The sequence below is a fragment of the Paenibacillus sp. B46(2026) genome, from assembly GCF_056786355.1.
In genome coordinates this window covers 5,436,638-5,461,122 of the sequence record NZ_CM165907.1, presented here as the reverse complement: position 1 = coordinate 5,461,122, position 24,485 = coordinate 5,436,638, and the positions used below count along the sequence as shown (strand labels likewise).

General features: G+C 47.7%; 22 protein-coding genes. 16 read left to right on the top strand and 6 right to left on the bottom strand.

Going from position 1 to position 24,485, the window contains the following annotated elements; translation table 11 throughout:
* Nucleotides 1–155 precede the first annotated feature (155 nt).
* Nucleotides 156–1,106 carry a primosomal protein DnaI gene (gene dnaI / locus AC1S8V_RS24250; RefSeq protein ID WP_076319793.1) on the top strand — a complete coding sequence of 317 codons (951 nt, stop codon included), beginning with the start codon at nucleotides 156–158 and terminating at the stop codon, nucleotides 1,104–1,106.
* Nucleotides 1,107–1,287: 181 nt separating this feature from the next.
* On the opposite strand, the gene AC1S8V_RS24245 is transcribed toward dnaI, so the two are convergent.
* Complete coding sequence (locus AC1S8V_RS24245; protein ID WP_017692450.1) at nucleotides 1,288–1,443, bottom strand: hypothetical protein; 156 nt, start codon at nucleotides 1,441–1,443, stop codon at nucleotides 1,288–1,290.
* A 263-nt stretch (nucleotides 1,444–1,706) separates the two neighbouring features.
* Between AC1S8V_RS24245 and trxA the strand changes: the two genes are divergently transcribed.
* The gene (trxA, locus tag AC1S8V_RS24240) at nucleotides 1,707–2,024 is read left to right on the top strand and encodes a thioredoxin (RefSeq protein ID WP_017692451.1); all 318 of its coding nucleotides are present in this window, start codon (nucleotides 1,707–1,709) and stop codon (nucleotides 2,022–2,024) included.
* 342 nt (nucleotides 2,025–2,366) lie between these two features.
* Nucleotides 2,367–4,454 (top strand): excinuclease ABC subunit UvrC, encoded by a 2,088-nt coding sequence (gene uvrC, locus AC1S8V_RS24235; protein ID WP_482071100.1) that lies wholly within the window; start codon nucleotides 2,367–2,369, stop codon nucleotides 4,452–4,454.
* On the opposite strand, the gene AC1S8V_RS24230 is transcribed toward uvrC, so the two are convergent.
* The gene (locus AC1S8V_RS24230) at nucleotides 4,423–6,120 is read right to left on the bottom strand and encodes a CPBP family glutamic-type intramembrane protease (RefSeq protein WP_482071099.1); all 1,698 of its coding nucleotides are present in this window, start codon (nucleotides 6,118–6,120) and stop codon (nucleotides 4,423–4,425) included. The two genes, uvrC and AC1S8V_RS24230, sit on opposite strands and share 32 nt — an antisense overlap.
* A 442-nt stretch (nucleotides 6,121–6,562) precedes the next feature.
* Between AC1S8V_RS24230 and AC1S8V_RS24225 the strand changes: the two genes are divergently transcribed.
* Complete coding sequence (locus AC1S8V_RS24225) at nucleotides 6,563–7,882, top strand: TrkH family potassium uptake protein (RefSeq protein ID WP_482074574.1); 1,320 nt, start codon at nucleotides 6,563–6,565, stop codon at nucleotides 7,880–7,882.
* Between the two features lie 139 nt (nucleotides 7,883–8,021).
* Nucleotides 8,022–8,693, top strand: a complete 672-nt coding sequence (locus tag AC1S8V_RS24220; protein ID WP_482071098.1) for a potassium channel family protein — start codon at nucleotides 8,022–8,024, stop codon at nucleotides 8,691–8,693.
* Between the two features lie 58 nt (nucleotides 8,694–8,751).
* On the opposite strand, the gene AC1S8V_RS24215 is transcribed toward AC1S8V_RS24220, so the two are convergent.
* Nucleotides 8,752–9,675: a LysR family transcriptional regulator gene (locus tag AC1S8V_RS24215; protein WP_482071097.1), complete on the bottom strand. Its 924-nt coding sequence runs from the start codon at nucleotides 9,673–9,675 to the stop codon at nucleotides 8,752–8,754.
* 295 nt (nucleotides 9,676–9,970) lie between these two features.
* Between AC1S8V_RS24215 and AC1S8V_RS24210 the strand changes: the two genes are divergently transcribed.
* From AC1S8V_RS24210 to AC1S8V_RS24185, 6 genes are all read left to right on the top strand, one after another.
* A complete protein-coding gene (locus AC1S8V_RS24210; protein WP_482071096.1) occupies nucleotides 9,971–10,639 on the top strand; it encodes a succinate dehydrogenase cytochrome b558 subunit in 669 nt (222 codons plus the stop codon).
* A gap of 43 nt (nucleotides 10,640–10,682) precedes the next feature.
* Nucleotides 10,683–12,425 carry a succinate dehydrogenase flavoprotein subunit gene (gene sdhA, locus AC1S8V_RS24205; RefSeq protein WP_215075709.1) on the top strand — a complete coding sequence of 581 codons (1,743 nt, stop codon included), beginning with the start codon at nucleotides 10,683–10,685 and terminating at the stop codon, nucleotides 12,423–12,425.
* A gap of 470 nt (nucleotides 12,426–12,895) precedes the next feature.
* The gene (gene sdhB, locus AC1S8V_RS24200; protein WP_440112400.1) at nucleotides 12,896–13,660 is read left to right on the top strand and encodes a succinate dehydrogenase iron-sulfur subunit; all 765 of its coding nucleotides are present in this window, start codon (nucleotides 12,896–12,898) and stop codon (nucleotides 13,658–13,660) included.
* A 179-nt stretch (nucleotides 13,661–13,839) separates the two neighbouring features.
* Nucleotides 13,840–14,814: a metallophosphoesterase gene (locus tag AC1S8V_RS24195; protein WP_482071095.1), complete on the top strand. Its 975-nt coding sequence runs from the start codon at nucleotides 13,840–13,842 to the stop codon at nucleotides 14,812–14,814.
* A gap of 60 nt (nucleotides 14,815–14,874) precedes the next feature.
* Nucleotides 14,875–15,606 carry a metallophosphoesterase family protein gene (locus AC1S8V_RS24190; protein ID WP_482071094.1) on the top strand — a complete coding sequence of 244 codons (732 nt, stop codon included), beginning with the start codon at nucleotides 14,875–14,877 and terminating at the stop codon, nucleotides 15,604–15,606.
* 166 nt (nucleotides 15,607–15,772) lie between these two features.
* Nucleotides 15,773–16,405: a GNAT family N-acetyltransferase gene (locus AC1S8V_RS24185; RefSeq protein WP_482071093.1), complete on the top strand. Its 633-nt coding sequence runs from the start codon at nucleotides 15,773–15,775 to the stop codon at nucleotides 16,403–16,405.
* A 451-nt stretch (nucleotides 16,406–16,856) separates the two neighbouring features.
* Here the strand turns inward: AC1S8V_RS24185 and AC1S8V_RS24180 are convergent, their stop codons facing one another.
* Entirely contained in the window at nucleotides 16,857–17,666 is an 810-nt protein-coding gene (locus tag AC1S8V_RS24180) for a histidinol-phosphatase (protein WP_482071092.1), read from the bottom strand.
* Nucleotides 17,667–17,696: 30 nt separating this feature from the next.
* Nucleotides 17,697–18,599 carry a LysR family transcriptional regulator gene (locus AC1S8V_RS24175; protein WP_482071091.1) on the bottom strand — a complete coding sequence of 301 codons (903 nt, stop codon included), beginning with the start codon at nucleotides 18,597–18,599 and terminating at the stop codon, nucleotides 17,697–17,699.
* 457 nt (nucleotides 18,600–19,056) lie between these two features.
* Here AC1S8V_RS24175 and AC1S8V_RS24170 point away from each other — a divergent pair, with 457 nt between their 5' ends.
* From AC1S8V_RS24170 to AC1S8V_RS24150, 5 genes are all read left to right on the top strand, one after another.
* On the top strand, nucleotides 19,057–19,515 hold the full coding sequence (locus AC1S8V_RS24170; RefSeq protein WP_036605799.1) for a chemotaxis protein CheX: 459 nt from the start codon (nucleotides 19,057–19,059) through the stop codon (nucleotides 19,513–19,515).
* A gap of 56 nt (nucleotides 19,516–19,571) precedes the next feature.
* The gene (locus AC1S8V_RS24165; RefSeq protein ID WP_482071090.1) at nucleotides 19,572–20,345 is read left to right on the top strand and encodes an SDR family NAD(P)-dependent oxidoreductase; all 774 of its coding nucleotides are present in this window, start codon (nucleotides 19,572–19,574) and stop codon (nucleotides 20,343–20,345) included.
* 212 nt (nucleotides 20,346–20,557) lie between these two features.
* Nucleotides 20,558–21,931, top strand: coding sequence for a DEAD/DEAH box helicase (locus AC1S8V_RS24160; protein WP_482071089.1), 1,374 nt, complete (start codon nucleotides 20,558–20,560; stop codon nucleotides 21,929–21,931).
* A 27-nt stretch (nucleotides 21,932–21,958) separates the two neighbouring features.
* Nucleotides 21,959–22,711 (top strand): ABC transporter ATP-binding protein, encoded by a 753-nt coding sequence (locus AC1S8V_RS24155; RefSeq protein ID WP_062837910.1) that lies wholly within the window; start codon nucleotides 21,959–21,961, stop codon nucleotides 22,709–22,711.
* A 2-nt stretch (nucleotides 22,712–22,713) separates the two neighbouring features.
* Nucleotides 22,714–23,931, top strand: a complete 1,218-nt coding sequence (locus AC1S8V_RS24150) for an ABC transporter permease (protein ID WP_482071088.1) — start codon at nucleotides 22,714–22,716, stop codon at nucleotides 23,929–23,931.
* 170 nt (nucleotides 23,932–24,101) lie between these two features.
* On the opposite strand, the gene AC1S8V_RS24145 is transcribed toward AC1S8V_RS24150, so the two are convergent.
* On the bottom strand, nucleotides 24,102–24,227 hold the full coding sequence (locus AC1S8V_RS24145) for a YjcZ family sporulation protein (RefSeq protein WP_206759599.1): 126 nt from the start codon (nucleotides 24,225–24,227) through the stop codon (nucleotides 24,102–24,104).
* Nucleotides 24,228–24,485: the final 258 nt, after the last annotated feature.

The following is a 24,485-nucleotide window of genomic DNA, read 5'->3' as shown; positions in this document are numbered from 1 at the left end:
GCTATTTACCAGATGTATCTGTTGAGTTATTGGTTGTTTTTCTATAGAATGAACAGTAGAATTGCTAATGATCGAAAGTTCCTATGCCATCAAGGTGGCGATGGGTACACTTCAATTGTTCATTCTATATTGAAACATTAAGGGGGCTTGAAGCCATGGAATCCTTGGGAGGACTGCTTCAGCAGCTGAACCCTGCCTTTCGTGAGCAATCGCGGCGGATTGCGGCGGAATTGATGGAAAATCCGTACGTACGCGAATTCCGCGCAGGTCATCCTGAACTGCAAGATGCACAGCTCATGACCGATCTGAGCAAGCTGTTTCAGTACGCCAAAGACTCTAAGAACTGTGCGAATTGTCCGGGACTCGACAACTGTCCTAACGATTTTCAGGGCCACTTTTGCAAACTGGAAGTAGAACATTTTAACGGTAAACCCGAAATCATAGATATAAAAGCGCCTTGTTCCAAACATATCGCCCGGCAAAATGAACATATCATTAAGCAACGCATTCGCAGTTTTTATGTGGACGAGCGTGCGCTCAGTGCCGGATACAACGACGTGGAGATTATGGGCAAGGATCGGATGCGTGCTCCGGCAGTGAATCAGGTGCTTCGGTATATTAGAGAGACCAAGGAGAACGGATTATCACCGCAAGGACTGTTCCTGGAAGGGACATTCGGGACAGGCAAGACGTTTCTGATGTGTTATCTGCTGCATGAACTGGCGGTTGCAGGCCACACGGGTGTCATTATCTATATGCCTGACTTTGTGGAGGATCTGAAATCCATGATCAGTGAAGGGCAGAAGCTGAAGGAAATGACGGATATTCTGAAAAGTTGTGATCTGCTCATCTTTGACGATATTGGGGCAGAAAATCTGAACCCATGGGTTCGGGATCATGTGATGGGGTCCATTCTAAACTATCGGATGAATCGCAAACCAACGTTCTATACGTCCAATTACAATCTGGATGGGCTTGAAAAACATCTTAGCTTCACCAATCGGGACGGCGAGGAAATGAATAAAGGCCAGCGTCTCATGGACCGGATTCGTCCATTTGTGGATGTCATCTCCGTTCGGGGTGAGAATCAGCGTGGCAAACGTTAAACCGATCTAATTGAACGAAATGGTTCTGGACAAGGTTAATCTTCAAATTATCGGTGGAGCTTTTGATTTAGAAGCTGAGTTGATTGCAATCAAAAGCTAAAGTAGTCCCAAAAAAAGCCTGGCTTTCGCATTGTTGCGAAAACCGGGCTTTTCTGGTCCTGCGTGAGCCTGTGGAAGCGTCCTATTCGGTGAGGAATTTGAAGATAACCATACCGAAAAAGATCACTGTCATCAGGCCGGCCATGCCGGCAACACCCGCGATCAGATCAAATAGATCGTTGCGGGGTTCCTCGTTCACATGTTCACGCGGGTCGCTGATCCGCACATTTGCATCCATGTTATTGCCTCCTTATGGGGAATACAGCTTGCCCGTATGGGGGCTGAAACCCGGAGTAATTTTAGTATACTTGGAAAAGAAAGCGTTTGTAAAGATTTTGCAGTTGGTATGCCACATCCTGTAATTGTGAAGATTTGATGTTGGGAAGATGAACATTGCGGCGTTCAATTCACAAGTTTGACGTACCTGTGTTATACTGGAAGTGTCGTTCACGACGTTACTGGTTAAAATAAACCGTAAGTATATATAAGGAGGACAATTTCATGGCTATTGTTAACGTATCCGATCAATCCTTCAACGCTGAAGTAGAAGGCGAAGGAACGGTTCTTGTTGATTTCTGGGCGCCTTGGTGTGGTCCTTGTAAAATGCTCGCTCCAATCCTGGAAGAGCTGTCCACAGAAGTTGGCGATGCAGTGAAAATTGCTAAAGTTAACGTGGATGAAAATCCGGAATCTGCTTCCCGCTTTGGCGTAATGAGCATTCCAACATTGATCTTCTTCAAAGATGGTCAACCGGTGGATAAAGTGGTTGGTCTGAACTCGAAAGATGCGCTCAAAGGAATTATCGCAAAACACCAATAATTTACAGGCTTACACATACGCCTCCGGTTTACATGCCGGGGGCGTTTTGCGTCGAATACCTTTATATAGGACAATATAAAGTATACTATTTATATAAAATGAAACTGGAAATTTACATGATAACGGAGAGGACAGAAATGAGCTGTAGAAGCGAAGCGTTCGCCTAAAAGCTTTCTGAAAGAAAGCTACTTCGGAAGCATGCGCTATCACCGGATTTTCCCCTTAAAAAAAGGGAATCGAAAAAATCTGGGGATAACAGCGATCGAAAGGTCATTCTGTCATCGGAGTAACTCATGTAAGGTGAGGATTTCAGCTTTTTCGGGAAGGAGGATTCACCGAATTATGGACCAATTCATGAATGATTTGCAGGATCAGGAGAAGGCACTGGAGCAGATTCGCCACAAGCTCGCTTTGCTGCCAGATATGTCTGGATGTTACCTGATGAAGAACAGTGAAGGCACGATTATCTATGTTGGTAAGGCTAAAGTCCTGAAAAACCGCGTACGCTCTTATTTTATCGGCAGTCATAACGGAAAGACCCAGCGTCTGGTGTCAGAAATCCGTGATTTCGAATATATCGTGACGGGCAGTAACATGGAAGCACTCATTCTGGAGTGTAACCTGATCAAGAAACATATGCCGCGTTACAACGTATTGCTCAAGGATGACAAGACATTCCCGTATCTTAAAATTACGAATGAAAAGCACCCCCGGCTGGAAGTAACCCGGCGTGTGCTGAAAGATAAAGCCAAATACTTCGGACCTTATCCAAACTCGTATGCGGCACACCAAACGAAAAAACTGCTTGATCGCATGTATCCACTGCGCAAATGTGGTGTAATGCCCAAAGAAGTGTGCCTGTACTATCACATGGGACAGTGTCTTGCCCCTTGTGTGAAGGAAGTGGAGAAGGAGCAGTACGACAAGATTTCGCAAGAGATTGGTTCATTTCTGAGCGGTGGTCACGAAGAGATTAAGAAGGATTTGCAGCGTAAGATGCAGGAAGCTGCGGAAGACCTTTATTTTGAACGTGCCAAGGAACTGCGCGACCAAGTAATCGCCATCGATGCGATGATGGAAAAACAGAAAATTACGATGGCCGATGCCAGAGATCGTGATGTGTTTGGTTTTGCCGTTGATAAAGGCTGGATGTGTGTCCAGATTCTATATATGCGTCAGGGAAAAATGATCGAACGCCACGTCTCAACTTTCCCGTTTTATGGTGAGGCGTACAGTGACTTCATGTCCTACGTAACACAGTACTACAGCGATAATCCGGCATTGCCACAAGAAATTTTGTTGCCGGAAATGCCCAAGGATCTGGAAACGGGTGACGACAGTGTGGATACGGCATCTGTTGCTGATGGATCGGTACCTGCCGCAGTTACGGTAGAGTTCGAACAGACGGGACAAATGGAGCAAAGTATTGCTTCCGAACCATTGGTTGCCGAGACTCGTGCAGCTTACGGAGGTTCCGCTGAGGCAGAAGGTGAGCAACCTGACAGTATGCAAATGGATGTTCCTGCAACGGATACAACTGAACCAACGGAGAAACTCCCTTCAGGTCTGGAAGACCCAACTCAGGTTGCCGCTGCGTTGCAGGAGTGGTTGGAGATCAAAGTGCTCATCCCGCAACGTGGATTGAAACGTCAGATGATCACCATGGCCGTGGATAACGCACGTGTGGCATTGGAAGAGAAGTTCCGCCTGATTGAGCGAAATGAAGAACGGACATCGAAAGCCGCGGAAGGACTGGGACGCTTTATTGGACTGGATCAGCTTCACCGTATTGAAGCGTTTGATAACTCGAACATCCAGGGGACGAACCCGGTATCAGCCATGATCGTATTTACGGATGGTAAACCGGATAAGAAGGAATATCGGAAGTACAAGGTCCGTTCGGTTGAAGGACCGGATGATTATGAAACGATGAGAGAGGTCATCCGTCGCCGTTACGAGCGGGTATTGAAAGAAAACCTGACTCAGCCTGACCTGATTGTGGTCGATGGCGGTAAAGGACAGATCTCGGCTGCGGTTGATATTCTGGAAAATGAGCTGGGGCTATTTATTCCGGTATGTGGTCTGATGAAGGATGCGAAGCATAAGACTTCACAGTTGATGATCGGTAATCCACCGGAAGTCATCTCCCTGCCTCGGGATAGTCAGGAATTTTACCTGTTGCAGCGGATACAGGAAGAGGTTCACCGTTTTGCGATCTCGTTCCACCGGGAACAGCGTGGCAAATCGATGGTAACGTCACGCTTGGATGCTATTCCGGGGATCGGAGAGAAGCGGCGTAAGCTGCTGTTGAAGCATTTTGGCTCTTTGCGCAAAATAAAAGAGGCCAGCGTCGAAGACTTCCGGCCTCTATCTATTGGTGACAAACTGGCAAATCAGATTATTGCAGCACTTCGGGATGAGGAGTCGTAACATACGGCTTCTCTTTTTGTTTTGGATTGAATTTGTAGACCACATATCCAACGATGGCCGGGAGTACAATCCAGAAGAGTCCGGCAGTCATATTCAGGGCATCGCCCATAAAGACCAAGCTGAGTCCCATCAGCAAGCTGTCGAAGATCACATGCGCGAATACAACGGCAATGAAGCCATGACGCAGCATGATCAGACTGAACAGCAATCCAATCACCATCAGCTCAATGGGACGGGTGATTACTGGATAGATCGGATACAATGTGTGTCCAAGTGCCCAAATGATGGTTGGGATCAGACACGCAATAAACGTGTTACGCACAATTTTCTGCATCATGCGAATACCGAACAGTCGATAGACGGTTTCTTCACCAACACCGGCCATCCAGGCCATAATCGGAAAGAGCCAGGCATAGGTCATATTAAATGTAGATTGATCTGCTGACGTTGTTGACCATGTGCCGATGCTTCGCTCCAGAATGAAGAACAGGACGGATTGCACACCCAGCAGAATAAAGGCCCACAGGTAACCAGCAACCATGCTGTGAAGTACATATTTCCCGTATCCCGGTTCTTTGGCGCGAGGCCACGGATTCAGACCTGTTTTGCGCCACATGCCGTCACCGGCAACAAGGGACAGATAGATCGTTGCACTCATAACCAGCGTAATCCCCGTCTGTATTAACATGAGGAACGCAAGCATGAAGCTGGAGAGACCCTGTGCCTGAAAAAGTGGAATCATGTTCAACGTACCAATGACCGAAGCTGCGAAATATATCAGCGAGAGAATGATCCCGCGTTTGAAAGACGTATGTACTCGAGTCAGAATGCTATAGATGATGGCCAGCACACCCAGAACAAAGGTCAGGAATGCATAGCCGCCATAGGTCATCCAGTTGGCTTGGCGCGTTTGAGCTTTCACATAATCGGTATGGGATTCAGGGACCGAGAAGCCAGGATCGAACGATCGTACCGCACCATCTTCAAAAGTAAAGTTCAGTTCAAGCTTGGAGTCTCCAATGGCTTTTGCAGAATCTGTATACTTCAGTCCCGCTTCACCATCGCGAGTTTCCAGTTGAAGTGTCGGCACTTCATAGCCAAATTCGGTTAGAACATCAGCCGTCAGCTGTTGTTTCTCGTCCAGAGATATATTACCTTCAGCAAGCACTTGCGATGTGGTCACTCGTCCACTGACCTGCTCCGCCTCAATGGCGGTATAGAGCGAAGAAGGCAGTTCTCGTTTGAAACCGACGACTTTTCCTGTTTTCATATGTACGTCCACATTGAGGTAACCGCCTTTGTCCTGATCAGGCAAACGAACGCGGTATACATCGTAAGGATAAGTTGTTTCCCACTTCTGATTATATGTGTCGAGTTGTTTGGTTTTGGCCATATACCCGTAGATATCGGAATGTGTCTGGTAGGTTACCAGGGTGTTTCCGGCATCATTTGGCAGTGTATAGTCATCCACAGAAGCTGCGAAAGATCGTGCGGATTGCGTCGCCTGCTCCTTGGTTATGAAAGATGTGGACGAAATTTCAGTTGTTTGCGATGAGGTAGCAGGAAAGATCTGAAATACAAAAAATAGAATCAGGCCGATCGCCGCAAGCAACCCTAGACGCTTGAAGTTAGCCTTGAGTAGCAAAGGCTGCCCTAAGGGATTCATGTAATGGTGTTCCTCCTTATTTAATATGGATATTAAAGTAAACATAGCACAGGCCAAGCACCGAATGCCAATCATGTAACGAAAACAGCTGTAAATCCTTGAAAATGAATGAAAAGGACCGAAAGAATCTGATCCATCCGTCGCCATATCTGAGTTTTTCCCTTTTTGGCTGAATTCGATCCGATTTACACAAAAAACGTTTTGTCTGTAAACGCCGCAGCGCTTATAATTTTGAAGCAAATGTGCAACGATTCGCATGTCTTTCGCCCAACAAGGGAACGAATAGAATATTCCAACTTCATTATATATGTCGTTTTAATCTGAATCATACATTTTAATGTTTGGAAACAGTATTTCAAGTGAAGAAGGCTCCAAGGGGTGTGGAGTTATTTTCATTTTAGCAGAGGTGGATGATACTGAAGTGAAACTGAATGTTCAATGGATGCGATTATCGCCACCCCGTATTCTTGTGTTAGGGTTTGCCGGCATTATATTCGTAGGCACACTGTTGTTAATGCTTCCGGCATCCAGCCGAAACGGTGACAGCCTTGCATTTATTGATGCGCTTTTTACTGCAACTTCGGCGGTCTGTGTCACGGGTTTGGTTGTGGTGGATACAGGGACTCATTTCTCGGTGCTGGGTCAGGTTGTGATCGCGATTCTGATTCAGATTGGCGGACTGGGCTTCATGACGATGTCCACATTGGTTGCCCTTGCGTTCAAACGGCGGATTTCGCTTAGAGAACGGTTGATTCTACAGGAAGCGATGAACCAGAGCACGATGGAGGGCATCGTCCGGCTGATTCGTAAAGTTGTGATCTACTCGCTTATTCTCGAAGGGATATGTGGCACACTGTTTGCGATTCGCTGGTCATTTGACATGCCGATCGGACAGGCGATCTATTATGGATATTGGCATGCGATCTCGTTGTTCAACAATGCGGGCTTTGATATGTTTGGGGATTTCCGCAGTCTGACCGGGTATGTATATGACCCATTGGTGAATTTTACGGCGATGTTCCTGATTGTTGCTGGCGGCATCGGTTTTGTGGTGCTGTCCGATCTGGTGGATTACCGCAAAACGCGGAAGCTTTCCCTGCATTCTAAAGTAGTATTGCTAATGACCGGATTATTGATTGTGTTTGGTGCACTTGTTATTTTCGTATTCGAATTCAGCAATCCCCGTACGCTCGGTGGCCTGAACTGGGGTGGCAAAATTCTCGGTTCATTTTTCCAGTCGGTTACACCCCGAACAGCAGGGGCCAATACGGTAGACATTGCCGGGCTCAGACAGGCAACGCAGTTCTTCATCATTATTTTGATGTTCATCGGTGCTTCACCAGGCTCAACCGGAGGCGGAATCAAAACGACGACATTTATGATTATGGCTGGAGCAGTCATCGCCATGGTACGTGGACGGGAAGATATCGTGTTCTTCCGATACCGGCTCGTACAGGAACGGATTTACAAGGCACTTACCGTAACATTGCTAGCGCTGTTATTCATCATTGTTGTAACAATGCTGCTGAGCACTACAGAAGATAGCAGTTTTTTGATGATATTATTTGAAACGACATCGGCCTTTAGTACCGTGGGATTATCGCTCGGACTGACGCTGAAGCTGACTACAATCGGCAAGCTCCTGATCTGTTTTACGATGTTTGCAGGAAGGCTTGGCCCGATTACACTGGCGTATGCACTGGGGCAGAAAAAGGGTAAAGAGTTATACAGGTATCCGGAAGGCAAAATGATTATTGGATGAATCAATTTCATAATACCTTTGGCTGCTTCAATCAGGGCTAGATATAGATCAAAACGATTCAATTTGTCTATATCTAGTTACATAAATCCATTTTTAGTGAGTAATGAAATTGATTTGGATAAGGGGTTCGTGAAGAACAATGAAAACACAGCAGTTTGCGGTAATCGGGCTTGGACGGTTTGGCTCCAGTCTGGCACAAGAATTAATGGAACTCGGCTACGAGGTGCTCGGGATCGATAAAAATGAAGAAGTCGTCGAAGACATAAGTGATTTGGTCACCCATGCCGTTGTAGCCGATGCCACAGATGAGGAAGTACTGCGCTCCCTGGGTATTCGTAATTTTGATTGTGGTATCGTAGCCATCGGGGATGATATTCAGACGAGCATTCTCACCGCGATCCTGTTAAAAGAGCTGGGTGTCAAGACGGTTGTGGCCAAGGCCATATCTGTCCTTCACGGACGAGCATTGGATAAACTGGGGATCGATCGGGTCGTTTATCCTGAGCGGGATATGGGCATTCGGGTTGCCCACCAGCTGGTTACCCCGAACTTGCTGGATTACATTGAATTATCCAATGATTACAGTATTGTTGAGATGAAGGTTCCCGCCTGTCTGCACAACAAAACACTTTCGACCCTGAATGCACGTGTACGCTTTGGTTGCAGCATTGTGGCGTTACAGAAAGAAGCCGGGGTCATTATTGCTCCGACAGCACTGGACTCGCTTCAGATGGGGGATATTATGGTCATTATCGGTAATAATGCAGATATCGACCGATTTGAAGAAGAGGTTATCAGCCAGGAGAGCTGATGATTAAGATGAGTTAAAATGAAGCCAGGCGTTGGAGCCCGGCTGATTCAGATCAAAGCTAAGGCGTCGTGGTCCTCCGTGAGGGCAATGGCGCCTTTGCTGTAAAGAGTGCAGCCGTCTCCTTGACCCATTGTCTGGAGGTCTCGCTGAGGTCCTCCTTTTCCCCATAGATCATGCAAGTTGTTCTTCGGGTCTGCTGTAATTGAGGCAAATGAACAGAAACAAGATCATTGTCCGCGAGCAATTGTGGACGAAGATATGACTTGGGCAATAGAGCAGCGGCTTTGGCGGAAGGCAGAAGTCGGATGATCGCTTCGAAAGAATCAATCTCCATGCGAATATCCGGCATCACGGTACAGCGCTGGAAGAGGTCGTCCGTTAATTTGCGGTACCAGGTGCCCTTGGAGAACGTGATCATCGGCAGATCCTGCAAATGTTCCATCCCGGCTTCCTTGCCGGACAAGGGGTGCGTGAGCGGTACAACCAGCTCCAGATGATCGTCAAAGAGCGGTACGCAGTTCAGACCCACTTCGCTGATGGAGGAAGCGACAATGCCCACATCGGCTTTTTTATCACGCACAAAAGAGACAATCTCATGTGTTTTTCCCGTCAACAGTTTCAGTTCGGCATTCGGATGTTTCTCCATAAACGCATTGACGAGAGGTGGCAACGTGGTTTGAAGGGTCGTCAGACTGGCGCCGAGTGTAATGGTGCTCTGTTCTTCATCTTTGTACTGGGCGAGCATGGTGAAGAATTTCTGTTGCTGCTGCTTCTGTTCTACCGCGAAGGTATAGGCGAACTGGCCCACACTGGTTAATTCCAGCCGTTTGCCACGGCGGTGGAACAGGGCAACCCCGAGTTCATCCTCCAATTTGGCAATTTTACGTGAGAGTGCGGGTTGGGACAGATTCAGTAACTTGGATGCACGGTTCAAGCTGGACTGCTCCACGACCGCTGCAAATGCATTTAACTCCTCAAACATGAACAATGACCTCTTTTCCATGAACGTGATTCTTGCCCTTGCTTAATCGTTTTCCATGTTGTATAGCCTGTAAACCCAATGTTTCACTGCTTATACCTATAGGTTATAACATTTAATAATTATATTGCAATTCCCTTATAAGAAAAAAAGGAGTAACATGAATCGTGACACAAGTTGTTCACACCTGGGGAAAACGGAACAATTTGTCGAACCTTTTCATGGAAAAGGATTCGTGTCATGATAAGTGAAATCATTTATGAAAACGTTGTATTTAGCGAAAGGGGATCGACATTTTATGAAAGGGTTTTACTCCAGAAAGCTGCACTCCTTGCTTGGCGTCATTCCGCTCAGTTTGTTTTTTGTTGAGCATTTGGTGACGAACTTCTCGGCAGTTGAAGGCGGCAAAGAGGCTTTTGACGGTGCTGTTGCATTCTTGAACAGTCTGCCACTGGTTATTGTTTTGGAAACGCTCCTCATCTGGTTACCGTTGTTCTATCACGGTGTATATGGTCTGTATATTGCTTATCAGGCCAAGCCTAACGTGGGCCGTTATGGCAATGAGCGCAACTGGCGTTACACGTTGCAGCGGGTCAGTGGTGTCATTACGTTTGTATTCGTGATCTGGCATGTATGGGAGACTCGGGTGCAGGTTGCGCTGGGTACAGTGACCCACGAAGAACTTGGCGGTGTTATACATGACATCGTGATGAACCCGGTAACATTTATTCTATATCTGATCAGTGTGGTTGCGGCATCCTATCACTTTGCCAACGGCCTGTGGTCGTTTCTTGTTAGCTGGGGGATTACCGTCGGTCCGCGTGCGCAGCGTGTATCTTCTTACGTGTGCATGAGCTTGTTCGGTATTATTTCCATTATGTTTATTGCTTCGTTGTTCGCTTTCCGGAGCATTGATTTCCAGACAGCAACTTCGATGATTGACGCAGTAAAAACAGTTCTAATTTAAGCATTTTGCGTATAAATGCTGACTTATAAGGGAGTGAACAGCAATGGCATCAACGAATGTAATTATTGTGGGCGGCGGTCTCGCAGGCTTGATGGCGGCGATCAAATCGGCTGAAGCCGGAGTCCATGTTCATTTATTTTCACTGGTTCCTGTTAAACGATCCCACTCTGTATGCGCACAAGGCGGAATTAACGGAGCGGTAAACACCAAGGGTGAGGGTGACTCCCCATGGGTACACTTTGACGATACGGTATACGGTGGTGACTTCCTCGCGAACCAACCTCCGGTTAAAGCGATGTGCGAAGCAGCACCTGGCATTATTCACCTGATGGACCGGATGGGCGTCATGTTCAACCGAACACCGGAAGGATTGCTTGATTTCCGTCGTTTCGGGGGCACGAAGCATCACCGTACGGCGTTTGCCGGAGCGACAACAGGGCAACAATTGCTCTATGCATTAGACGAGCAGGTACGTCGCTGGGAAGCAGCAGGTCTGGTTACGAAATATGAGAACTGGGAATTCCTGCAGGCAGTTTTGGATGATGAAGGCGTATGTCGCGGGATCGTAGCTCAGGATCTGAAAACAATGAAAGTACAGACCTTCCCTGCAGAAGCGGTTATTCTGGCGAGTGGTGGTCCGGGTATCATCTTCGGTAAAACAACAAACTCGGTCATCAACACAGGTACAGCGGCAAGTGCCGTGTATCAGCAAGGTGTAAATTACGCCAACGGGGAGTTCATTCAGATTCACCCGACAGCCATTCCAGGGGATGACAAGCTGCGTCTCATGTCCGAATCCGCACGCGGTGAAGGTGGACGGATCTGGACTTACAAAGACGGCAAGCCTTGGTACTTCCTTGAAGAAAAATATCCATCCTACGGTAACTTGGTTCCGCGTGATATCGCGACTCGTGAAATCTTCAGCGTCTGCGTGGACATGGGTCTGGGTGTGAACGGTGAGAACATGGTTTATCTCGACCTGTCGCACAAAGATCCGAAGGAACTGGATGTTAAACTCGGCGGAATCATTGAGATCTATGAGAAGTTCATGGGTGATGACCCGCGTAAAATCCCGATGAAAATCTTCCCGGCAGTCCATTATTCCATGGGCGGCATGTGGGTAGATTACAATCAAATGACCAACATTCCGGGGCTGTTCGCAGCTGGTGAATGTGAATATCAATACCATGGTGCGAACCGTCTGGGTGCAAACTCACTGGTATCCGCGATCTATGGTGGTATGGTGGCTGGACCGAAAGCGGCTGAATATATCAAAGGACTCAAAAAGTCGTCCGCTGATATCCCATCTTCCGTATTCGAGAAACACACCAAACAACAAAGCGACAAATACGAAGGCATCTTGAAAATGCAGGGCACGGAAAATGCCTATGTCATTCATAAAGAGCTTGGCGAGTGGATGACAGCCAACATGACGGTGGTACGTTACAACGACAAGCTTGAAGCCACCATCGGCAAGATCAAGGAATTGAAAGAGCGTTACGGCAAAATCAACATGTACGATAGCTCCGGTTGGAACAATCCGGGTGCAGCGTTCACTCGCCAACTGTGGAACATGATTGAACTGGCAGAAGCGATGACTCTCGGCGCACTGCTGCGTAACGAAAGCCGCGGCGCGCATTACAAACCGGAATTCACGGAACGTAACGATGAAGAGTTCCTGAAAACGACTATCGCAAGCTGGTCGAAGGAAGGCCCGAAAATCTCGTACGAGCCGGTAGACGTATCCTTGATCCCACCACGTATCCGGGATTACTCTAAGGATTAAGAAGTATCACACTATTCATGCAATGAATAGTTAAACACCTGAACGGTGAAGGCAGGAGTAACTTTGGAGAAGCAGAGCTTCTTCAAAGTTACTGCCATCAACGTGATGGAATTATCAGTAAAGTGACACTATGAGGACCACTCAACTGAGAAAACGAAAAGCCTATTCACAAGCAAGCAACATATTTGAGAGGCTTGAAATTCTAAAAATTACCGCAATCCAGCATGAATGGAGTGCAGTTTCCAGCAAAGTGACCCTGCGTGCACGACGTAGCGGAGGAAGCGGAAATGCCCAGAAGAAGCGAAGCGCTCGCCTTTATCACCGGATTTTAACCCTGGGAAGGGTTGATCAAAAAAATCCGGGGATAACAGCGATCAGAGGGGCATTCCGCTGACGAAGCGTCTCCCGTGCACCAAAACATTTTGCGCATCAGCAATACAATCATCGTCACCAGAGGAGGGGACAACGATATGGCGGAACCAGCTACAGCCAACAAAACCGTCAAGTTTATCATCACCCGTCAGGACAGCCCGGAGTCATCTTCGTATAACGAAGAATTTGAGCTTCCGTACCGTCCCAACATGAATGTGATCAGCGCCCTGATGGAGATTCAGCGGAACCCGGTTAATACAGATGGAAAATCCATTGCTCCCGTTTGCTGGGATTCCAACTGTCTCGAAGAAGTCTGTGGTGCCTGCTCTATGGTCATCAACGGCAAACCGCGCCAAGCGTGTGCAGCCCTGATCGACAAGCTCGAACAGCCCGTTCGTATCGAGCCAATGAAAACATTCCCGGTGGTACGTGATCTGGTCATCGACCGTACCCGGATGTTTAGCGCCCTGAAACGCGTAAAAGCATGGATTCCGATCGATGGTACCTATGACCTCGGTCCAGGTCCACGGATGCCGGAGAAGAAGCGTCAGTGGGCATATGAGCTGTCCAAGTGCATGACATGCGGTGTATGTCTGGAGGCATGCCCGAACGTCAATGAGAAAACAGACTTTATCGGTCCAGCAGCACTGTCCCAAGTGCGTCTGTTCAACGCTCACCCAACAGGGGAGATGAACGCCGACGATCGTCTGGAAGCGTTGATGGAAGATGGAGGCATTGAGGGCTGTGGTAACTCACAGAACTGTGTGCAATCCTGTCCAAAAGGCATTCCACTGACAACCTCCATTGCCGAAATGAACAAACAAACGACCAAGCATATGTTCAAACGCTGGTTGGGTGTATAATCTCGTCATAGATAGCATGTGCAGAAGTGTAATCTGCAACTTAGAAGAAGTCGTGATCCCGTGCAGCAACATGCCGGAGATCCCGGCTTCTTTTTGTAATGAAGCAGAGGAACCGGGCTACCCATGCAGAATATGATATACTAAGGGGATGGATATAGAGCGTAGAAGGAGGGGGAGATATGGCAGAGACACCGCGTCAGGGTAGCAACAACTCGCCGTCCCAGCGCTCGCACAAGGCACCAGGTGCAGAAGAGTCTGTGTTTCCTGGAGAAGAAAAGGATCATGATCCCTCTCGCCGAAGTTTCTTATTGCGCATGGTTTTGATGACCGCGGGTGCCAGTTTGCTTACAGGAGGTTATGCGTGGCTTTGGGAACCGCGTCGTCTGGAAATCAAGCAAGTGGAGCTGAAACTTCCGAAGTTTCCAAAGGCATTTGACGGATTGCGTGTAGTTCAGTTCAGCGATGCCCATCTTGGTTTTCATACCGGAGTGAAAGAGATGAAGAAGCTGGCAGCAACGATTGAGGAGCAGCAACCGGATCTGATCTGTTTTACCGGAGATATAGTCGAGAGGGAAGCAGAGCCAATGCGTGAATGTATTCCGGTATTGGCCTCTATGCAAGCCAAGTATGGAAAATTTGCGGTTTTGGGGAATCATGATTATCGGGGCGGGCAGCAGAATGAAGTGGCAACCATGTTCCGTGAAGCCGGATTCACGTTGTTACGGAACGAACATGTGGTGATTGAACAAGGGGGCGAACGTCTGGCCATAGCTGGTCTGGATGATGCACTTACAGGCAGGCCTGATCCTGCCCAAGCCATCAAGGAACTGGATCATGATGTGTGGAAATTGTTGCTTATGCATGAACCGGATTATGCCGACATTGCCACTCCCTACGGTTTCGGGTTGCAGCTTTCCGGTCATAGCCATGGTGGACAGGTACGATTTCCCTGGATTGGGGCACTGACGACACCACGAGGTTCACACAAGTATGTTCAGGGTTTGTATTACACGGATGTTGAGGGGGTATATTACTCCACCCAGACACAGATGCCCGTGTATGTGAATCGTGGTTTTGGCATGACCCAACTGCCTATTCGTTTTCTATGCAGACCAGAATTAACGGTTTTTGAGCTTAAAGGATTAACCACATAAAAAGGAATAGAAAATGAACGTAAAACATAAAGGATTTTAACATGAATGGAGGTTATGCAGATGGAACGAATTGCGATTGTATCCGACATTCATGGGAACATGACTGCCTGGGAAGCAGTGCTAGAAGATATCCGAAGTCGTGGCGTGGAGCGAATCTTTTGTCTTGGTGACCTCGTGGGCAAGGGACCGGAACCAGTACAAGTTGTGGATCAGGTGAGAGAGACGTGCGAACTTGTCATCCGCGGCAACTGGGATGAACTGGTTGCGGTTAACCAAGACAGCGAGAATTTCACGTGGCAGGCAGAACGGCTGGGTGAGGAACGATTGGCGTACTTGGCGAGCCTACCCTTCAGTCATCAATTTCAACTGAGTGGTCGCACCATCCGTCTGGTCCACGCTTCACCTCAAAGTGTATACCATCGTGTACAGCCGTGGGACGCGATTGAAAAGAGGTTGGCCATGTTTGATCCTCCAGCTGATGAGCCTGAGCAAGGTGTTGCAGATGTTGTAGGCTATGGGGATGTGCATAACGCGTACTTGCAGTATATGAATGGCAAGTTACTGTTTAATGCAGGCAGTGTCGGTAATCCACTCGATCTTCCCCAGGCTTCCTACTGTATTCTGGAGGGTGAAGACAGCAACGATAACAATACCCCGTTCAATGTTCAATTTGTGCGGGTACCTTATGATATTGAGCGAGAAGTGCAGGTTGCACAGGCCGCGAATGTTCCTGCATTGGATTTCTATATCCGTGAGATACGTACCGGGATATATCGCGGGTTGCAGGAGTAGTCAGCATCTGGGCCCTTTAGCGTAAGGTGTTGAATGATGCAATATGTAATACTAAAATGCTAATACTAAAGTTCGTGGATCAGTTCAAATGGTATTACGCCGGATCACCTTCAGAGCATGCTTGTCTTACCGGACTCAAGCCCGTTAGGCAAAAGGAGCGATTGTCATGCTTACCCGAAAAATGCTGGTTCAAGGTCTGCCGGCTTTGTGGACAGAGCGTCTTGTCCTGCGATCATTGCGTCAAAGTGATTACAGCACATTATCGGAACTATTTTCCGATCCTCAAGTCATCCGATATGTGAATAGGGGAAGCCAGCCCGCGCCGATCAGGGCGAGAAGGTTGTTGAACCAGATACGGAGCAGCAGCGCCAAGCTGGATTCGTTACATTATGGGATCTGCTGGAGAGGAAAGGAACAGGTGATTGGGATCACCTCATTCCAGCACTGGAACGATCAGAATGGTACCGCACAGATTGGTTATATCCTGAACAGATCCTGTTGGGGCATCGGTGTGGCTACCGAGGCGGTACAGCGGCTGTTGCAGTTTGGATTTGACGATCTTCATCTGTGGAGGGTGGAGGCACGTTGTTATGAGGCCAATGTATCTTCACAACGGGTGCTAAGCAAAATAGGGATGTCCTATGAGCGGAGTCTTCCCTCGTTCGGACTGCATGATGAGGATGACGAGGGATCAGAATCCCTGATGGATGTTAAAGTGTACAGTATGTACCGGGAACAATACGTCAGACCGCTTCAGGAAAAAGACCTGCAAATCTTGGTATCTGACAAGCCGCAATGACATAGAGTAAGAGTAGTCGAACGTGAATGAATCGAACTTCAATCATTTGTTACACAATTGAAATATAGCTGCAATTGAACTCTAACAGACAGGGGGTAAACTTATCTCATGACCCCCTTTTTGATAATAGATAATGCTGTTGGGATCCGCGCGAGCGGGTTCATTTTTTTTGGAATTTTTACACAGACACTCCGATGACAGAATAACCTTCCGATCGCTGTTATCCCCAGATTTTTTGATTCCCTTTTGAAAAGGGCAAATCCGGGGATAGCGTATGCTTCCGATGCAGCTTTCTTTCAGAAAGCTTTTAGGCGACCGCTTCGCTTCTTCAAGTTATTTCTGTCCTCTCCGTTATTGTGTAAAATATAGTTATCTTTGCTTATATAGGGCACTACAAAGCCCCCCACGGCGTGAACAAGCGCGCTGTGGGGGGCTTTGTGTTTGCTCTAGTTTACAGTGAAACAATCTGCATCTGTTTCTGCTTGAAATACACCCAGTCGGTGAATCCGATCTCCAGTAGACGTGTACGAACGTCATCCAGCTCGTCTGCAACCCGCTGCGGTTTATGAGCGTCCGATCCGAAGGTCACCTTTACTCCGTAATGATGAGCCCGTTCCAGAATGGCATCTGAGGGATACCAGCCACCACTGATCTTGGTTTTGCCTGAAGTGTTAATTTCGATCGCTACGTTGGATTCTGCAATGACTTGCAACGTTTCATCAATGGCCTGATCAGCGATAATTTCCGAGAAGGGTGGATAGTTTCCTTTCATCGCATCAATATGTCCTAGGATCTGGAACATACCGCTGCGAGCCGATTGCCGGATCAATGAGTAATATCTCTCTTTCACTTCAACTTTGCGAGCATCGCTCAGTCCATTCCACCGGGTTTTGTTGAAGATGCTCACATCCTCGGTATGGTGAACTGAACCAATAATATAGTCAAACGGATACTGTCCCAGCGTGGTACGGTACAATTCCGCATGAATAGGGAAGTAGTCGGATTCAATGCCGAGCAGCACATCGATTTTACCGGCGTACTCTTCTTTCAAAGCAAGGACTTCTTCCACATAATGTTGCAATTCCGACTTACCCATTGCGATCCGGGGAAACGCCTGCTCAAGCTCACTGCCAAAGTATGGCGTATGATCCGAGATGCCGATGGCCTGAAGTCCTGCCTCAATACCTGCCTCTATATAGTCGCGTATGTTGCCGTCAGCGTGACCACAACGAAAATGATGTGTATGAAGATCAAATTTCATATGGAATCCTTCCTTTCTCATGGCTCATTGTCATTCTGAACTGATGAATTGGGTTTCCGGCATGCCTTTGAGGTCACTTATGAATTGCTGCATTGCCGAGTTGAGGTATCTGCTGGACTTATAGATGACACCAACAGGGTGACTGACCTCCAACTCACTTAAGGGTATCATTCGCAATGTACCTTGACGCAACTCATGCGCAACAGATTGTTTGGAGATGACAGCTGCCCCGAGATCAATTTCGACCATCCGTTTAACTTCCTCGCTGCTTGATAACTCCATTACAATATTGGGTTCAATATTATGCTTTTTGAAGATGGTTTCCGTAAACCGTCGTCCTACTGTATCAGGAGACAGCAGAATCAATGGGGTACTCCGGAGCACATCCACAGCAGCATGTTTTTTCTTCGCCAGCGGATGGGAAGGAGATACCACGAGTTCGAATGTGTCATAGTACAGCACAGATGTGTTCAAGTTGGGATTGCGCTCCGTGAGATAACCGATACCAATATCAACCAGACCATTTTCGACCTGGGTATAGATCTGTGACGAAGGAAGGGATTGGATACTGGTTTTGATGAGCGGGAATTGATCTTGGAAATAGGATAACACCCTTGGCAAGATCTGAATAGCAATGGAAGTTGTTGTGCCTAACACGATACGTCCCTGAGGCGTTTCGTCAAGATCGGACAATTTCTGTTTCAATTCATCAACGATGTCGAGAATCCTTTCAGCGTGCTCCAGAAATACCTGTCCGCGGTCTGTCAGGGTAACGGGTTGATTGCGATCCACAAGAACGGTGCTGAATTCATCCTCCAGACTTTTGATCTGGGCCGAGACGGCAGGTTGGGTCAAGTTCAGAAGTTCCCCCGCTTTGCGAAAGCTCATCGTTTTGGAAATGGTAATTAGTGTCTCCAGTTGGCTTATGTTCATAGGTGACCTCCTTGCAGGCAAAGTATCTTCGGTATGTAGTGTTTGGTGCGATGAAATCCCGTAACTGGTTATTGTTCCGTTATCTTAAATTATAGGTGATTCAGGACAGCAGAGCAATGAAGGTGATTGTCGGGTATAAAAGTAGTTCAAGAGACCGTGAAAAAAACGCGGATGCAAGAATTTGATTTTTTTAACAGTTGTGAGAAAACAGTAATAAAGTCCTAAATGCCTTTTGCCACGCACAATGATCGAAAAGCTTTCTTCAAAAGAAGGGAAAAGCTCTGTTTATTCGCTAGAATCAGCTATAAACATTTGCCCCACGGATGACGATAAATTATAGTACACATGGTTTAACGAATTCTTAATGAATTCTTGTACGTGATAAAGTATAATAAATTTATTGAATATGGGACTTTTGGTGTGTGACCAATAACCCAGTGTGAGGGGGACATAGACAGTGAAAGCGGAAGTGATTAATCCTTTCCTGGAATCGGCACGAAACGTATTCGAACAGCTCATCCAGGTTTCGCCTTCCACCGGGAGTCTTGGCGTGAAGAATGTAGAGTATATTGCAGACCATGTCTGGATCGTGATCGGAATGACCGGACAACTTAGCGGAAACATTGTATTCGGAATCAATGAACAAGTTGCATTGAAAATTGTATCTGCGATGATGGGTGGTTTTGTCATTACAGAAATGGATGAGATGAGCAAAAGTGCGATTTCGGAACTAGGTAATATGATCAGTGGTAATGCCAGCACCATCCTGTCGAACCAGGGTGTTGTGGTCGATATTACACCTCCACAAGTGATGAAGTCCGAACATCTGACTACATTTAGTGCAACGAAAGCACTGAGCATTCCTTTGCTGATGGACGGCATTGGTGAGATGGATATTCAGGTCATGATCTCGTAGAATAGAACCATACGCCTCAAGAGGCAATAGGTGTTCAATACGGGAGGACGTCGGGTATGCTGAAAGATCAGGTAGTGTTTATCACAGGTGCATCGAGTGGTATCGGTGCGCTTTGTGCACAGATGCTGATAGAAGAAGGAGCCATCCCGATTCTGGCTGCCCGTTCACGGGACAAGCTGGAAGAGATTGGTGCCTCGCTGAAAGGGCAGCATGAATTGCTTACGCTTGATGTTACGGATAGTGAGCAGGTTCAGGCAGCTGTGGATGCGATATTGCATAAATACGGACGAATCGACATTTTGCTGAACAACGCAGGTTACGGGAAATTCGCAGCGATGACGGATATGTCTGTGCAGGAATTCGATGAGATGATGGACGTCAATTACATGGGTATTGTCCGCTGTACCAAAGCAGTGCTTCCACAAATGCTGGAACGTGGCAAAGGTCAGATTGTGAACGTGGCCTCCATGGCTGGCAAAATCGGTACGGCCAAATCCGTTTCATACACGGCTACCAAACATGCCGTACTCGGATTCAGTAATGCCCTCCGTCAGGAGCTCCGCAAGACTGGAGTTATGGTGACAACGATTAATCCAGGTCCGATTGATACGCCATTTTTCCATCGGGCTGATCCATCCGGCAATTATGTCAACAATGTACGCTGGATGATGCTGAAACCTGAAGACGTTGCCAGTCACATGATTCGGGCAATGAAGAAACGCAAGGAAGAAGTAAATCTGCCAAGAATTGCTTCTGCTGGCGTGTGGCTGTACCAGCTGTTTCCACGTCTTGCAGATCGATTGTCACACGGTGTAATGAATCAGAAGTAAAAATGCAATAATGGGCATCATATACGGAATGAAAGAAAGGCTCCGCCGAGGGGCTTTTCTTTTTTTTGGCGTGTATACATACAATTCTGGAATAAGATTTGGTACACGGGCTTTTTTCGCATATAATGAAAGGTAATGTGATGACAGGCTTCGGTTATATCCGTACAAGCAGGGCTAGCATCAAAATGAATAAATTAAAAGGATGGACATACATGACGAATCAAACATTTGCTTCAATTGGCGTGGAACAGGATCTGGAGGCGGTTTTGGCTAAACATGGCATTAACGAACCTTCACCTGTACAGGCTCAGACGATACCGGTGATTCTGGAAGGCCGGGATGTCGTATCCAAATCCCAGACGGGAACAGGGAAAACGCTGGCGTATTTGCTGCCACTGTTACAATCCATCAAAATGGATATCAAAGGTACACAGAAGCTCATTATTGCACCTACGCAAGAGCTGGCGATGCAAATTGTACGTGAAGCGCAGCGTTATGCGGAAGAACGTAAAATCGGCGTATTGGGTCTGATTGGTGGCGCAGCGGCTAAACGTCAGATCGAGAAGTTGCGTGAGCATCCGCAATTGGTTGTGGGTACACCGGGACGACTGAAAGAATTGATTACACTCAAAAAACTGAAAATGCACAACGTTTCCACTATTGTCATTGATGAAGCGGATCAGGTATTCCAGCTTGGCGGCGTAAGTGATGTGAACTTTGTACTCAAGAGCGCATTGAGGGACCGTCAGCTGATTTTCCTGTCGGCAACCATTGATGAGCATACGGCTGGACTCGCGCAGCGTGAGATGAAGGAGCCTGTGCAGATCGGGATTGAACCGGACCGCGCTACGGCTGCGGGCCTTGAGCATTATTATTTTGTAGAAGAGAACCGCAACAAAATTGACATGCTGCGTCGTCTGGTTAGACAATATAACCCGGATCGGGCAATCGTATTTGTGAATGCAACCGAGGATATTGGTGAAGTGGAAGCAAAAATGAATCATCTGGGTTTGTCGGCTGCTGCACTGTATGGTGATGCAGACAAAGTGACCCGCAGCAATGTGTTGTCTGCCTTCCGTAATGGTAAACTTCAGTTGCTGATCGCCAGCGAAGTCGCTGCCAGAGGACTGGATATCGAAGGCTTGCCGATGGTCATTAACTATGACCCTGCCTTTGACTCGGAGCACTATGTTCACCGTGCAGGCCGTACAGGCCGGATGGGACGCTCGGGTATCGTTTTGTCCATTGTGGATGAAACACAGATCTTTATTATGCGTAAATTCGCACGCGAACTCGGAATTGAACTGCCAGAACGTGTACTCTTTGGCGGTAAAGTACTGGAGGCTGACCCGCGTCCGGACCCGCGGCCTGAGGGACATTCGTTCTCCAGAAAACCAGGACAGTCCAGAGATCGCAAACCAGGTCAGGGAAGTCGTAATGGGGGAACCAGAGCTACAATCTCCAATTCGAGTCCAGCAGGTAGCAAACCAACTGGCAATACAGGCCGTACAGAGCGCGACCAGGATCGTAAAAACAAAGGAGCACCCAAGTGGAGTAAAGACAAAACGCCACGCTCCGAAGAATAGAATCTGACGAAAGGGGTGCAGGGATAGATGGAAAACGTTCAATCGCCTGTTCTGCAAATCAGCGGGTTAAGCGGAGGCTATAGTGCCAAACGGCCGGTCCTTCACGGTATCGATCTGGAAGTCGGACGTGGCGAGATGGTCGGACTGATCGGATTAAACGGCGCTGGCAAAAGTACTACCATGAAACATATCCTCGGCTTGATGACCCCTCAACAGGGTGAAGTGCGAGTGATGGGCAAGAAGCGGGACGAGGATGCGCAGATCTACCAATCGGCGATGGCATTTGTACCGGAATCACCCGAACTGTATGACGAGATGACGGTAATGGAGCATCTGGAGTTTACGGCAAGAGCGTATAATGTGTCGGAGGCTGATTTCAAACAACGTACGGAGAAATTGCTGGCATTGTTCCGCATGAATGAGAAAAGTACAAGTCTGTCGACGCACCTGTCCAAGGGGATGAGACAGAAGGTCATGATCATGTGTGCTTTTGTGGCCGGACCGCCACTGTACATCATCGATGAGCCTTTTCTGGGGCTGGACCCATTGGGTATTCGCTCCTTGCTTGATTTTATGCTGGAGATGAAAGCTTCGGGATCATCCATCCTGCTGAGTTCACATATTCTGTCCACGATTGAAAACTACTGTGACCGTTTTATCGTTCTGCATCGCGGGCAGGTTATTGCTCAAGGGACACTGAATGAATTGCGCTCTCAATTCGGGGAATCGGATGCCACGCTGGAGCACATGTTCTATTCCCTCGTACAAGGCAGGGATTGAGCATGGATCTCAAGCTGCTATGGAAGCAAAGACGCACAGGATTCTGGAATGGAATTCTTCCTTATCTGGGTTATGTGATCCAGAGCGGTGTAGCTATGGTCTTTTTATTTCTCGTCATTGCGTTCTCCGCCTGGTATACATCGTTTGTTCAGAACATTCCGTCGGGATTCCCGATTCGCTGGATTGCATTGCTGCTACTGGCACCACTGGTGCTGTTTAGCAGTTATCGTACATATCTGCTTCCGGCAGATATCGTGTTCCTGCGACCACAGGAATACCGGATGCAGGAATATTTGAAGAATAGCTTTGCTCGGGGTGTCATCTATAAGAGCCTGGGCTTGTTACTTGTGTTTGTTACTCTGTGGCCCCTCTATGTCAGAGCAGATCTGGATGCACGGCCATTTGGCTGGTTCATCGTATTCCTGCTGTTGTGGAAAGGGTTGTCCAGTTATGGAGCATGGCAAGAGCTAAGAATGGTTCAGGTTGGGGCATCAAGAGGGTATCGTCTCTTGCGATGGTCTCTGGCAGTGCTAGCTGTTGGCGCATGGCTGTGGCAGCCACCGCAGCGCAGCGTATGGTTCCTGCTGTTGCTGGCTGTTGTCTATATCGTCGCCTTGCGTATACCGGTGAAACATCGGGTAGCGTGGGAACGTCTGATTCAGGTGGAGCAGGGGCAGGCTGGCAGGGTTATGCGGACGTTAGGCTGGTTCGTGGATGTACCTTCATCCGGACAGAAGGTAAGTTCGCGTCGCTGGCTTAGCAAGTTGGGGAGCGGTCTTCCCTGGAATGCGGGGAAAGCTTATCGTTATCTCATTACCAAAACGTTTATTCGAACCGAAGTGTTTTCCATTGTGTTACGCCTGGTTGTACTTGGCATGTTATTATCATGGTGGACAGCGGGCAGCTACTTTGGTGTTGGCGTGTATCTGTTCTTCCTGTTGCTTGCAGGGGTACAGCTGGGTGCGCTGCGTCGCAGTCATGGTGAATCGTTCTGGATCATGATCTACCCGATCTCGGGAGAAAGCCGTCGTTCACAGGTGTTGGGATTCATATTCCACCTGCATGCACTGGCTGCATTGCTCATGTGGCTGCCTATGCTGGTTGCTGGAGTGAGTGGACTAAGCATCACCGGAGTGGCACTTATTCTGGGTATACTGGTGATTGTTATCATGCGGCGTTCGCAAGGGAACAAATGGCTGAAGGAAGAAGAGGACGAGTAACGATCGGACACCTGATTAGCTCAGATTATTAGATTGCGTTCAACAATGAGTGGTACAAAAGATAACAAAAGAAGGGTATGCCGGGCTGTATCCCGGTATACCCTTCTTTGTGCTGTAATGGAATCATGCAGTTAATCATGTTGTTCGAGCGTATGAAGAGAACGTGTAGACTAACAGAGGAACGATTTAGTGATAATCACGAGCAAGATGAACAGAACGAGAATGGCACCTGTGTTAGTAAATCCTCCGTAACCGCCGCATCCATAACCGCCTCTTGTATCTTCAACTCCAGACATGGTCATTCCCCTTTCAAGTTGTTATTTGGCACGCCCTTGCGTACATCGTATATTATGTGCCGTGGGGTTAGGCTGATTGGGCCGATGCCCGGTAAAGCCAGAAATTGAAGCTTTTGGGCAGTAAAAATACGAAAGAACCCTCCGTATATCCTGAGACATGCAACGTCGCTGGTATACAAAGGGTTCTTATATCATTCAGGGTTCAGACATGAACTTGTTCCCTGAGCTATGAGATGATTTCACTTCGTTACTGATTGA

What these genes read in the sequence shown, in the direction of transcription:
- dnaI (WP_076319793.1), top strand. Translation starts at nt 156, where the DNA reads ATGGAATCCTTGGGAGGACTGCTTCAGCAGCTGAACCCTGCCTTTCGT.
- AC1S8V_RS24245 (WP_017692450.1), bottom strand. Translation starts at nt 1,443, where the DNA reads ATGGATGCAAATGTGCGGATCAGCGACCCGCGTGAACATGTGAACGAG.
- trxA (WP_017692451.1), top strand. Translation starts at nt 1,707, where the DNA reads ATGGCTATTGTTAACGTATCCGATCAATCCTTCAACGCTGAAGTAGAA.
- uvrC (WP_482071100.1), top strand. Translation starts at nt 2,367, where the DNA reads ATGGACCAATTCATGAATGATTTGCAGGATCAGGAGAAGGCACTGGAG.
- AC1S8V_RS24230 (WP_482071099.1), bottom strand. Translation starts at nt 6,120, where the DNA reads ATGAATCCCTTAGGGCAGCCTTTGCTACTCAAGGCTAACTTCAAGCGT.
- AC1S8V_RS24225 (WP_482074574.1), top strand. Translation starts at nt 6,563, where the DNA reads ATGCGATTATCGCCACCCCGTATTCTTGTGTTAGGGTTTGCCGGCATT.
- AC1S8V_RS24220 (WP_482071098.1), top strand. Translation starts at nt 8,022, where the DNA reads ATGAAAACACAGCAGTTTGCGGTAATCGGGCTTGGACGGTTTGGCTCC.
- AC1S8V_RS24215 (WP_482071097.1), bottom strand. Translation starts at nt 9,675, where the DNA reads ATGTTTGAGGAGTTAAATGCATTTGCAGCGGTCGTGGAGCAGTCCAGC.
- AC1S8V_RS24210 (WP_482071096.1), top strand. Translation starts at nt 9,971, where the DNA reads ATGAAAGGGTTTTACTCCAGAAAGCTGCACTCCTTGCTTGGCGTCATT.
- sdhA (WP_215075709.1), top strand. Translation starts at nt 10,683, where the DNA reads ATGGCATCAACGAATGTAATTATTGTGGGCGGCGGTCTCGCAGGCTTG.
- sdhB (WP_440112400.1), top strand. Translation starts at nt 12,896, where the DNA reads ATGGCGGAACCAGCTACAGCCAACAAAACCGTCAAGTTTATCATCACC.
- AC1S8V_RS24195 (WP_482071095.1), top strand. Translation starts at nt 13,840, where the DNA reads ATGGCAGAGACACCGCGTCAGGGTAGCAACAACTCGCCGTCCCAGCGC.
- AC1S8V_RS24190 (WP_482071094.1), top strand. Translation starts at nt 14,875, where the DNA reads ATGGAACGAATTGCGATTGTATCCGACATTCATGGGAACATGACTGCC.
- AC1S8V_RS24185 (WP_482071093.1), top strand. Translation starts at nt 15,773, where the DNA reads ATGCTTACCCGAAAAATGCTGGTTCAAGGTCTGCCGGCTTTGTGGACA.
- AC1S8V_RS24180 (WP_482071092.1), bottom strand. Translation starts at nt 17,666, where the DNA reads ATGAAATTTGATCTTCATACACATCATTTTCGTTGTGGTCACGCTGAC.
- AC1S8V_RS24175 (WP_482071091.1), bottom strand. Translation starts at nt 18,599, where the DNA reads ATGAACATAAGCCAACTGGAGACACTAATTACCATTTCCAAAACGATG.
- AC1S8V_RS24165 (WP_482071090.1), top strand. Translation starts at nt 19,572, where the DNA reads ATGCTGAAAGATCAGGTAGTGTTTATCACAGGTGCATCGAGTGGTATC.
- AC1S8V_RS24160 (WP_482071089.1), top strand. Translation starts at nt 20,558, where the DNA reads ATGACGAATCAAACATTTGCTTCAATTGGCGTGGAACAGGATCTGGAG.
- AC1S8V_RS24155 (WP_062837910.1), top strand. Translation starts at nt 21,959, where the DNA reads ATGGAAAACGTTCAATCGCCTGTTCTGCAAATCAGCGGGTTAAGCGGA.
- AC1S8V_RS24150 (WP_482071088.1), top strand. Translation starts at nt 22,714, where the DNA reads ATGGATCTCAAGCTGCTATGGAAGCAAAGACGCACAGGATTCTGGAAT.
- AC1S8V_RS24145 (WP_206759599.1), bottom strand. Translation starts at nt 24,227, where the DNA reads ATGTCTGGAGTTGAAGATACAAGAGGCGGTTATGGATGCGGCGGTTAC.